12 protein-coding genes and 1 pseudogene are annotated in these 10747 nt (G+C 62.1%); 10 read left to right on the top strand and 3 right to left on the bottom strand.

Translation table 11 applies throughout. The features are described from left to right. On the bottom strand, positions 1-227 hold a 227-nt coding region (locus tag A2J03_RS12785), incomplete at its 3' end, for an FAD-dependent oxidoreductase (protein WP_197480740.1). Between the two features lie 269 nt (positions 228-496). Between A2J03_RS12785 and A2J03_RS12780 the strand changes: the two genes are divergently transcribed. The 8 genes from A2J03_RS12780 (at position 497) to A2J03_RS12745 (ending at position 7977) form a co-directional block, all read left to right on the top strand. Beyond that, positions 497-2395: a hypothetical protein gene (locus tag A2J03_RS12780; protein WP_068374270.1), complete on the top strand. Its 1899-nt coding sequence runs from the start codon at positions 497-499 to the stop codon at positions 2393-2395. Then, the gene (locus A2J03_RS12775; RefSeq protein WP_068374267.1) at positions 2392-2589 is read left to right on the top strand and encodes a hypothetical protein; all 198 of its coding nucleotides are present in this window, start codon (positions 2392-2394) and stop codon (positions 2587-2589) included. The genes A2J03_RS12780 and A2J03_RS12775 overlap by 4 nt, the downstream gene beginning before the upstream one ends. Next, a complete protein-coding gene (locus A2J03_RS12770; RefSeq protein ID WP_068374264.1) occupies positions 2589-3023 on the top strand; it encodes a hypothetical protein in 435 nt (144 codons plus the stop codon). Before A2J03_RS12775 ends, A2J03_RS12770 begins: the two co-directional genes overlap by 1 nt. After that, complete coding sequence (locus A2J03_RS12765; protein WP_068374261.1) at positions 3020-4345, top strand: hypothetical protein; 1326 nt, start codon at positions 3020-3022, stop codon at positions 4343-4345. The genes A2J03_RS12770 and A2J03_RS12765 overlap by 4 nt, the downstream gene beginning before the upstream one ends. Before the next feature lie 163 nt (positions 4346-4508). Beyond that, the gene (locus A2J03_RS12760; protein ID WP_068374258.1) at positions 4509-5543 is read left to right on the top strand and encodes a substrate-binding domain-containing protein; all 1035 of its coding nucleotides are present in this window, start codon (positions 4509-4511) and stop codon (positions 5541-5543) included. 61 nt (positions 5544-5604) lie between these two features. Next, positions 5605-6663, top strand: coding sequence for an ABC transporter permease (locus A2J03_RS12755; protein WP_068374255.1), 1059 nt, complete (start codon positions 5605-5607; stop codon positions 6661-6663). A 3-nt stretch (positions 6664-6666) separates the two neighbouring features. After that, the gene (locus A2J03_RS12750; protein WP_068374253.1) at positions 6667-7485 is read left to right on the top strand and encodes an ATP-binding cassette domain-containing protein; all 819 of its coding nucleotides are present in this window, start codon (positions 6667-6669) and stop codon (positions 7483-7485) included. 84 nt (positions 7486-7569) lie between these two features. Then, positions 7570-7977 carry an MmcQ/YjbR family DNA-binding protein gene (locus A2J03_RS12745; protein WP_068374250.1) on the top strand — a complete coding sequence of 136 codons (408 nt, stop codon included), beginning with the start codon at positions 7570-7572 and terminating at the stop codon, positions 7975-7977. A gap of 18 nt (positions 7978-7995) precedes the next feature. Here the strand turns inward: A2J03_RS12745 and A2J03_RS12740 are convergent, their stop codons facing one another. Further along, positions 7996-8790: a HugZ family pyridoxamine 5'-phosphate oxidase gene (locus tag A2J03_RS12740; RefSeq protein WP_068374247.1), complete on the bottom strand. Its 795-nt coding sequence runs from the start codon at positions 8788-8790 to the stop codon at positions 7996-7998. Between the two features lie 25 nt (positions 8791-8815). Here A2J03_RS12740 and A2J03_RS31665 point away from each other — a divergent pair, with 25 nt between their 5' ends. Together A2J03_RS31665 and A2J03_RS12730 are read left to right on the top strand one after the other, a co-directional pair. Then, positions 8816-9121 carry a hypothetical protein gene (locus tag A2J03_RS31665; RefSeq protein ID WP_231912509.1) on the top strand — a complete coding sequence of 102 codons (306 nt, stop codon included), beginning with the start codon at positions 8816-8818 and terminating at the stop codon, positions 9119-9121. Between the two features lie 94 nt (positions 9122-9215). Continuing rightward, entirely contained in the window at positions 9216-9569 is a 354-nt protein-coding gene (locus A2J03_RS12730; protein ID WP_068374244.1) for a VOC family protein, read from the top strand. Positions 9570-9584: 15 nt separating this feature from the next. On the opposite strand, the pseudogene A2J03_RS31060 reads toward A2J03_RS12730, so the two are convergent. Next, positions 9585-10747, bottom strand: a pseudogene (locus tag A2J03_RS31060) (AAA family ATPase); the annotation flags it as partial.

The raw sequence follows: 10747 nt of genomic DNA, 5'->3' as shown, positions 1-10747 counted from the left end.
TTCTGCTTGCGCAGGATGACCCGCGTCGTCGGCGCGATTTCGCCGACGGACAAGATGCCGGTTGCAACCTGGTAGAGGAGAGGCTGAAAGAGGTGGTGCGTGGTCTTGGCGACCAGAGTGATGTCGACGTCGGCCTTTTTCAGGGCCTTGACACCGAACAGACCTCCGAACCCGGAACCGATGACAACGACACGGTGACGCTTCGATTCGACCGGTTGGATGCTCATTACCCGCTCCCTTGAAGATTGAGATGTAGCTGCAACGGTAGTCGCCGCCGTTCCGGGTGTCTTCGCAAGGTTCCCGTCGCGCAGAGTCTCTCGGTGTGTGTGGGGCGTACACCAGCGTTGACCTGCGCAACCTCGCGAGTAGGGCGGATCCGACCCGAGTCGGGCGTCGGGTGAACCTCTCTGTATCGCTTCAGAGATCGCGGACAGGTAGTCCGGCAGCTTTCGGGCAAAGCCTGGTAATTCGGACAACGCCGGTTCATACTCTGAACATGTTCGAGATACATGTTACTGCGAGTAACCGCAATGCGGCGTTCGAAGTCGCTGCACAGGAGAGCGGTGGGCAGGGTGGTGGGGCTGCGCTCGACCAGGTTTTCGGTATGAGTGCCGCGGCCGGCGTCATCTCACTCGGGTTGCTGTATCTGGCCTTTCTGCACCGTACGCGCCGCATCACCTGGCTGGGTCGACTTGCAGCCTTCGCCGGCTCGAAGACGAATCTTCCAGGCTGGGCCGCACTGCCGCTCGTACTGTTCATCTCGACGATTCTGACGGCATTCCTCGGTTTCATCTGGGACGTGAGCCTGCATATCGGACGCGGTCGTGACGAAGGCCCGCTGGCAAACCCTGCGCACTACTTCATTCTGGTGGGATTGTTCTTCCTGTTCATCGCCGGCGCTCTCTCGATGATTCTTCCGCTGGACGAGAAGCCCGGACGAGCCGCGATCAAGCTGACCAGGACGTGGCACGTCCCGACCGGTGGAATTCTCATCGCCGGAGCCGGTCTGTACGCACTGATCGGATTTCCCCTGGACGACATCTGGCATCGCATCTTCGGCCAAGACGTCACCCTGTGGGGTCCGACTCACCTGATGCTCATCGGCGGCGCAGGACTATCGCTCATCGGAGTGATCCTGCTGGAGCACGAGGGCCGTATCGCGATGGGCTCCGACGCCGAGGGACCCGACCCACGCTGGACGACGAGCCCCATTCTGACCTGGATGATCCGTGGATCGGCATTCGGTGGTCTACTCATCGGGCTGTCGGTGTTCCAGATCGAGTTCGACTTCGGCGTCGAGCAGTTCCAGTTGATCTTCCAGCCGATGCTCATCGTCGGTGCAGGCGCGTTCGCTCTCGTCGCCGCACGACTCATGGTCGGACCAGGTGCCGCTCTCTTCGCCGTCGCATTCGCCGCGATCGTCCGCGAGATCACTGCAGTGCTGGTCGGGCCGATCTTCGGCGAGCCACACAACGTGTTCGCTCTCTACCTCGGCGCGGCAGTCGTCGTCGAGGTCATCGCGTTCACTCCGCTCGCCAAGCGGAGGCTCACGTTCGGCGCGATTGCAGGTCTTGGTGTCGGCACAGTCGGTGTCTGGGGAGAATCGCTGTGGATCGACGCTGTTTACCTGTTCCCGTGGACTTCGAGCATGTGGCTGGACACTCTGTGGATGACCGTCCCGGTCGGCATCACCACCGGTCTCTGCGCGGGTCTGTTCGCGCAGGCGTTGAGCGGCGACGGGATTCCGCGTCCAGCGATCAGGCGCACGGTGGTCGTCGTGATGCTCCTCGCGATCGGCGGCACCGTCGCCAATGGTCTGACCTTCGACGTCCCGGTCGACGCGACGGCCTCTGTCCGCCTAGAGGAAGCCGCGTCGGTCGACGGGTTCCGGATGGTGACCGCCGAGGTCACCATCGACCCACCGGATCTGGTGAGTGACGATCCGGAATGGGTGTCGATCCTGGCGTGGCAGGGTGGAGGCGAGACGTTGCGCGGCCTTGTCGTCGACACGCTGGAACGGACAGGCGAGGGAACCTACCGGTCGACGAAGCCAGTTCCGGTCGACGGGACGTGGAAGACAGTTCTGCGAATCCACGACGGCCGCACCCTCACTGCAGCACCCATCTTCATGGCGGCAGACGAGGGAATCGGTGCCGAGGAGGTATCGGCCGAACCCTCGTTCACTCGGGATCTGGTCTCGGAGATCACGTTGCTTCAGCGCGAGCGCAACTTCGATCACCCGACCTGGTTGTTCGCCGCCGCGTCGCTGGTCGTTCTGGTGTGCACGCTGCTACTGGTCTGGGCACTGTCCTGGGGCACCGTACGGATTTCGGGCGTCACCCCTCGACATGCGCTGCGCAACAACGCAAACGCCAAGGTTCCGAGCAAGACATGACTCCCTCGGGCAATGTGATCTATCTGGCCGACCACTCCGTCGTCCTCGCGCTCCCCGCTCTGGTGCCGGCATTCGTCATCGTCGGTGTCGTTCTGTTCGTCGTGGCGCGTGATCGTCGTGCAGAGCGGAACGAAGGTTCAGCGAGTGACTCCGAATCGGACGGAGCCGACACTTCGAACCGGGAGGAGTCCTGATGAAGTCCCGCTCGAAAATCGCGGCTCTGAGTGTGGCACTGCTCGGTGTCACACTCGCGTGCTCCACGGACGCAGAACCTGCAGTGCAACAGGGCATTGCATCATCTGCTTCGGAGGGTGCCGCGTCCCCTGCCGCTGTGTCCTCGACAGCTGCCGGTAATTCGGACGCGCTCTCGATCGACGTGCGAATCGCCGACGGTTCCATAACCCCCACCAACGAGAGTATCGAGGCAGCGGTCGGCGAAACGATCACGGTGCGCATCGACAGCGACGTGGCTGACGAACTCCACGTGCACTCGGTGCCCGACCACTCGTTCGCCGTCGAGGCCGCTACGGGCCAGTCGTTCGAGTTCGTGGTCGACGTACCAGGCGCGGTTGCACTGGAGTTGCACGACGCCGGGAAGACCGTCGCGACTCTCCTCGTCAGGCCGTGATACTGGCACACGGGCTCGGCGGATCGACCGACCTGCCGATTCCGGCCACATACGTCCTCATCGGCGGTGCGTGGGCGTTATCGATCTCGTTTGCGGTCTTGATGTTCGCTTGGCGCACTCCAAGACTGGACCCGTCCCACCACTGGGTCACCTTGCCGCAGCGGATGGCCGGCGCCGTCGACGCCGGTCCGACGAGGGTTGCGCTTCGCCTGCTCGTACTGGCATTCGCCGTGTACGTCGCCGGTGCAGCCTTCGCAGGTCCGGGCGACGCGACGAATGTTCTCCCCGGGGTGTTCTACGTTCTGCTCTGGGTCGGACTTCCCGTCGTGTCGGTGCTGTTCGGCCCGGTGTGGCGGATAGTGTCCCCGGTGCGGACGCTCCACCTCGGGGTGTGTGCCGTTCTCGGCCGACCGTTGTCGCAGGGTCTGTGGAAGTACCCGGAACGCCTCGGTTGCTGGCCTGCCGTTCTGGGGTTGTTCGCTTTCGTGTGGCTGGAGCTGGCCTACGACGATCCGGGTTCGGTGGCGGCGATCCGACTGTGGTGCAGTGGGTACTTCGTGATCATGGTGATCGGTTCGATTGTGTTCGGCGACCGATGGTTCGAGTGCGCCGACCCGTTCGAAAAATTCAGCGACACGGTGGCGAGGATGGCAGTTCTCGCTCGCAGTGGTGACAGGTCTCTTGTATTGCGCAATCCACTCGATGGTCTTCGAACGTTGCCGGTCTTGCCCGGAACCGTTGCGGTTGTTGCTGTCCTACTGGGTTCGACCGCGTTCGACAGTGCATCACAGATACCCGCGTGGCGGAACCTGGTCGATTCGATGGCGTCGACGAACACGGGCGCGACGGTGTGGCGGACGGGAGGACTGATTCTGCTCATCTCGTTTGTCGGACTTGCCTTCTGGCTCGCATGTCGTGCGACCGGAGGAGTGACCGCGTCGGCCCGCGCACAATTGCCCGGCGCGCTTGCACATTCGCTGGTTCCCATTGCCGTCGGTTACGTTCTTGCGCACTACTTCACCTACTTGGTCGAGAAAGGCCAAGCGACCGTGATCCTGTTGGCCGATCCGCTCGGCGACGGATGGGACCTTCTCGGCCAACAGAGCTGGGAAGTGTCCTACGCCCTGTCGGAACACCCAGGGTCGGTCGCGACCATCAAGGTGGTGTGTGTGCTTGCGGGCCACGTGCTCGGTGTCGTCGCTGCCCACGACGCGTCGCTTCGCCTCCTCCCTGCCGGTCACCGGCTCACCGGTCAATTGGCGCTGACGGTTCTGATGGTCTTCTTCACCTTCGGTGGTCTGTTCCTCTTGTTCGGGGGGTAGGCGAGTCCTCGAACGCCGTATTCGATGCACGGCACACATGGTCAAACTTCTTAATGTCAGGACAAATGCTTGACTTTGCTTGTGATGTGGATTACATATTGATCGCGAGATCGATTGATTCATCACCGGTCCATCCGGGGGCCGGCGTCGAGAAAGAAGATTGATGACACATCACACGAGTCATGGCACAGGTCGCGCAGCGTCGCGTCGTAGGCTTCGGTCCGGCGCCGCCCTCGGGCTGGCACTGTGTGCAACCGTGGCTGCCGGTTGTTCGAGCACCGGCGGAGCGCCCGAAGATTCGGGCGAGGGTTCGAATGCCGGCACCGCTGATACACCTCGTGCCACGATCGCGATGATCACACACGAGGTTCCAGGAGATACTTTCTGGGACCTGATCCGTAAGGGCGCCGAGGCTGCAGCAGCCAAGGACAACATCGAACTGCGCTACTCCGCCGATCCCGAGGCGCCGAACCAGGCCAACCTCGTGCAGAGCGCAATCGATTCCAAGGTCGACGGCATCGCTATCACGCTGGCGAAACCCGACGCCATGGCCCCGGCTGTGGAAGCTGCCACGGCCGCAGGTATCCCCGTTGTCGCGTTCAACTCCGGGTACGACTCATGGAAGGATCAGGGCGTCCAGCAGTACTTCGGCCAGGACGAGACCATTGCCGGTGAAGCAGCGGGTGCGCGCCTGACCGCTGATGGTGCGAAGAAGACCCTCTGCATCATCCAGGAGCAGGGCCAGGTCGCTTTGGAGTCCCGTTGTGCAGGTGTGACAAAGGGATTCACCGGGGGCAGCACCGAGATTCTCAACGTCAACAGTAAGGACATGCCGTCGGTTGAGGCCACGATCACCGCCAAGCTCCAACAGGATCCGAGCATCGATCACATCGTCGCACTCGGCGCCCCGATCGCGCTGACGGCTGTGCAGTCCAAGGCGAATGCAGGCAGCGATGCCACGGTCGTCACCTTCGACACCAACTCCGCACTCGTCGACGCCATCAAGTCCGGTGACGTCGCATGGGCGATCGACCAGCAGCCTTACCTGCAGGGTTACCTTGCGGTGGACTCGCTGTGGCTGTACCTGAACAACGGCAACACCATCGGTGGCGGTACTCCGGTTCTCACCGGTCCGGCGTTCATCGACTCGTCCAATATCGACGCCATCGCCGAGTACGCCCAGAACGGAACTCGCTAGGACAGCGGACGGCCCGCCCAACCCAGGCAGGGCCGTCCGCTCTCCGCACGGAAGGATTGTCATGAGTACACAGGCCGATCTGGATCTGTCGAAACACACCGTCGTCGCCGATGAGCGGGTCAAGAAGCAGAAGCCGTTGCAGCGGTTGTTGATTCGACCGGAGATCGGCGCCCTGTTCGGTGCGATCGTGATCTTCGTCTTCTTCTGTATCGTTGCACCACCGTTCCGGTCTCCGGAAGCGCTCGCGACGGTGCTCTATGCATCATCGACGATCGGCATCATGGCCATCGGTGTGTCGTTGCTGATGATCGGTGGTGAATTCGACCTTTCCACCGGCGTCGCGGTCACGTTCTCCTCGATCATGGCCTCGATGATCGCCTACAACTTGCACCTCAACGTCTGGCTCGGCTCCGCCTTGGCGTTGGTACTGGCACTGGCGGTGGGATTTTTCAACGGCTACCTGGTGATGAAGACGAAGATCCCCTCGTTCCTGATCACCTTGTCGACGTTTCTGATGCTCACCGGCATCAACCTTGCTGTGACCAAACTCGTCACAGGTCAGGTGGCAACGCAGTCCATTTCGGATATGCAGGGATTCGATTCGGCGAAGAGAGTGTTCGCCTCGTCCTTCCAGATCGGAAACGTGTCCATCCGCATCACGGTCGTGTGGTGGCTGCTGTTCACTGCCATATCCACCTACGTGCTGATGAAGACGAAGATCGGAAACTGGATCTTCGCCGTCGGCGGCAACCAGGACTCTGCCCGCGCAATCGGTGTTCCGGTCACCAAGGTCAAAATCGGGTTGTTCATGTTCGTGGGGTTCTGTGCCTGGTTCGTGGGCATGCACCTGCTGTTTGCGTTCAACACAGTCCAGTCTGGGCAAGGTGTGGGCAACGAGTTCCTGTACATCATCGCCGCTGTCATCGGTGGCTGCCTGCTCACCGGCGGGTACGGCACCACTGTCGGCGCGATGATCGGTGCATTCATCTTCGGTATGGCCAATCAGGGAATCGTCTATGCCGGCTGGAATCCGGATTGGTTCAAATTCTTCCTCGGTGCGATGCTGCTGTTCGCGGTCATCGCCAACAACAGCTTCCGCTCCTACGCGGCGAAAAGGTGACCTATGACTACGCACGCTGAAACACCGGTAGAGCCCGCACCATCGGGCGGTGGCAAGACTCCGCTGATCGAGCTGAAGAACGTCGGCAAGTCCTACGGCAACATCATTGCGTTGTCGGGAATCAATCTGCGTGTCGGCGCTGGGGAGGTGACCGGTGTGCTCGGCGACAACGGCGCAGGCAAGTCCACGCTGATCAAGATCATGGCCGGGTTGCATCAGCAGAGCGAAGGTGAGCTGCTCGTCGACGGTGTCGAGACGAGATTCGATTCCCCCAAAGATGCTCTCGGCAAAGGTATCGCGACGGTGTACCAGGATCTTGCGGTGGTGTCGTTGATGCCGGTGTGGCGCAACTTCTTCCTCGGTCAAGAGCTGCAGAAGAAGGGTCTGTTCAAGTCGTTGGACGTGAACGCGATGCGGGCCACGACCATCGAGGAGCTGCACAAGATGGGCATCGACTTGCCTGATGTCGATGCCCCGATCGGATCGTTGTCCGGTGGTCAGCGCCAGTGTGTGGCGATTGCGCGAGCGATCTTCTTCGGTGCGCGTGTGTTGATCCTCGACGAGCCGACTGCGGCGTTGGGCGTCAAGCAGTCCGGGATGGTGCTGCGATACATCTCGGCGGCAAAAGAGCAAGGTTTCGGGGTCGTGTTCATCACCCACAACCCGCACCATGCGTACATGGTCGGAGACCATTTCGTGCTGCTGAATCGCGGGCGGCAGAAGCTGGACTGCACGTACGACGAAATCAGCCTTGATGATCTGACCAAGGAAATGGCGGGCGGCGACGAGCTCGAGACCCTCACCCACGAACTGCGTCGCTGACTGCGGTTCCGTCGCCCGTGCGCATGTCGGTACGGCGAGATAACGTTCACTCGCTGACACTCGAACACGTCCGGTGAGGCGATCATGAATGACTATCCAGATGTTCCTGACGAGGTGTTGACCGTGGTCAGTGCGGTGTGTACCGCACTGCCCGAGGTCGTCGAAGAACGCGCGTGGACGGGCATCCGGTGGCGGATTCGATCCCGAACATTTGCGCACGTTCTGGTGGTCGAGCCAGGCCGGCCGGAGGCGTACGCAAAGGCGGCGGGGCTGCGCACGCCTGCAACGGTTCTGACATTCCGATCCGAGGCCCCCGAGTTGGACGTCCTGCTACGTTCCGGGCCGCCGTTCTTTCGCACTCCGTGGGGACAGGACACAGTGGGCATGATCGTCGACGAGTTCGACCGTGACGAGGTGCGTGAATTGCTCACCGACAGTTATTGCCTACTGGCGCCGAGAAAGTTGGCGGCAGCGGTAGACCGTCCGACGTAGAGACGAGGGATCGACAGTTCAGTTGCGCGCACGCCGTGCGAGCTCCACTGTGGCCGATCGGAGTTCGGCAATGTCGCCGATCGGATGGTTGTAGCCCACTCGTGTCGTGGCCTTGCCCCTCGGAGTGGTGACGCTCAAATCGAGACCGTAGCGGTCGGCGGATGTGCACAGAGCAGCGGTCGCGTCCGGATAGCCACCGAGGTTGCGGGCCATGGCAAGCAGTGAATCCGAATGGTCCTCGTTGAGGTGCACGATCGCTGGGGCAGCGTTGGGGGAGACGGGGTCGGCAGATGCTGCGGCATAGTCTTCAGCCGTAGCCGAATCCATTCGGCCGTAGCCACCGACCCAACGCGCCCGCCTCACTCGAAGTATCCAGAGTGAGAAGTCGCTGTAGTCGATGTAGTACTTGGCTGCGGGGACCGCGGCGAGGTGGGCAGCGCGAGCTGCGTCGAGCTCGCCCCCTTCCGGAGACTCGACCACACCGGCCAGGGTGACGCGCGAGACCGCGAGAGGATCGCTGACGGATTCCGGCGCCACGATGGACACACTGGCACGCGGATCATGGTGCAGGTTGCGCCCATGTTCTGCCATCCGGGATACACAGAGGACCGGCGATCCGTCCAGCAAGCCGAAAGTCACGTACGACGCCCATGGGTCGCCGTCGGTCGTGAGGCTGGCCAGCGTCGCAATATTCGTCGAGGCTGCCACCGTGCGCGCCTCTTCGGCCGCCGTGGGCCGCCGCACCGGTTCCAGGCCTGCCAGCGGGGGAGGAGTCGAGGGTGCGTCACCGGGGTCGCCATGATCGAGTGCCATGGCCGGAAGTCTACGGAGTGCAACTGTGTCGGGGGCAACGTCGGGATTCCGTTTCGTGCGGCGTCGTGACGGGCATGCTGGTGCGGTGATACGGGTGATACGCACCAATCGGACGGTGCGAGCGGTACTTGCAGCCATGGCGCTCTTCGTAGTTGTGGCAGCTATCTGGGCGGGGGTCGGATACGTCTACGCGGACGATCGAAAGGCCGAGTCGGCGACGACCGTCGGTCTGTGCGTTCTGGGCGCAGGGTGGCTTGCGATACTCGGTGCGGTCGCGGTCAAGTTCCTTCGCCTTCGCGCCCGGCGCCGGGACAGTACCCCCGACAGCTGATCGACCCACGCGTCGAACATGCCAGAAAGTCGGCTGGTTGTCTTCGCCCCGACGCCGGGTCCAGAATCGTGGGGAGGAGCGACGAGGAGGACTGGTGCGACCGATCAAGATCGTGGCGAACCTGACGGTTCCGAACATCGAGGACTCGAAAGACTTCTACCGGGACTTTTTGGGCCTGGGGAGCGAGGAATTCAATCTGGGCTGGGTAGCTCGCTTCACATCACCGGACTCGGGCGCCTGCGTCCAACTCGTCACCCGAGACGAGACGTCGCCCTCCGACTCGGTGGTATCGGTCATGACCGATGATGTCGACGCCGCCTACGCGGAGGCACTCAGCCGCGGGTTCGACATCGTGCGCCCCCTCACGACGGAGAGCTGGGGTGTACGGAGGTTCTTGGTCCGCGCTCCTGACGGAAATGTGGTCAACATCGTGCACCACCACTCATGAGTTCGGCCGCCGATATCAGTCAGGGGTCAGGACGACCAACGCTCGCGTAGAGCGGGTCATCGCCACGTATCGGTCCACTGCGCCTTCGGTTCCCGCGCCCCATGATTCGGGATCGACGAGCACCACCAGGTCGAACTCGAGGCCTTTCGACAGGGTCGGCGTCAAAGACCGCACTCGGTCCGTCGGAGGGTATGTCGGTTGCCCGATGACACACGCAATTCCGTTCGGATTCACCTCGAGCCAGCCGTCGACGATCGAACCGAGTTCCGACACTTTCCCGTACGAGACTGGAATGCCACTGCGTCGAACCGAGGTGGGGACATTGGCGTCGGGCAACGCAGTTCGAATGACGGGTTCCGCCTCGGTCATGATCTCCTCCGGCGTTCGATAGTTGATGGTCAGCGATGCCGTCTGGATGCGATCGAACCCGACCCGGGTAAGGCGTTCTTGCCACGATTCGGTGAAACCATGACGGGCCTGCGCTCGGTCACCGACGATAGTGAAGCTCCGAGAAGGGCAGCGCAACAACAGCATCTGCCACTGTGCATCGGTCAATTCCTGCGCTTCGTCGACGACGACGTGCGCGAACGGTCCAGCCAGTCGATCCGCTTCCTTGGTCGGCAGCGCCGAGTCGTCCACCAAGGCATCGCGAATTCCGTCTTGCCGAAGTTGCGCGATCAAGCCGTCGTCGTCATCGAGTTGCAGCATTTCGTCCACGACGCTGTCCATTCTGAGCCGTTCGGCGATGACAGCTGCATTTCGCCGACGTTGCAGACGACCGTGTTCGGGATCGCCGAGTCGGTGTCGCGCAGCATCGAGAATCGGCAGATCCGACGTGGTCCACTGGTGCGCGTCGACGCGCTGGAGGATGCTGATCTCGCCGGCAGAGAGCCACGGAGCAGCCATCCGAAGGTAGGCGGGAACTGTCCACAGATCGCCGACGAGGTCCGCTGCCTCGACAAGCGTCCATGCGTTCCCGAGTGCAACGCGCAGTTCCTCGCTTCGAGCGAGAGATGCGCGGACGGACTCGTTCGAGGCGTGACCGTCGTACTTGTCCACGAGAATGCTCAGGAGCAAGTCCCAGATCTGTTCGCGAGCTTCGTTGTGTGGAGTACCCGGATCCGGTGCCGTGAACGCTTCCTTCCAATCCGTTGGACTCAGCCAGATGTCGGCGAGAT

Origin of the sequence: Rhodococcus sp. EPR-157 (assembly GCF_001647195.1) — a bacterium.
Classification (GTDB): domain Bacteria; phylum Actinomycetota; class Actinomycetes; order Mycobacteriales; family Mycobacteriaceae; genus Rhodococcoides.
Note: the sequence above shows the minus strand (reverse complement) of the source record. Positions and strands in the feature narration are given on the sequence as shown.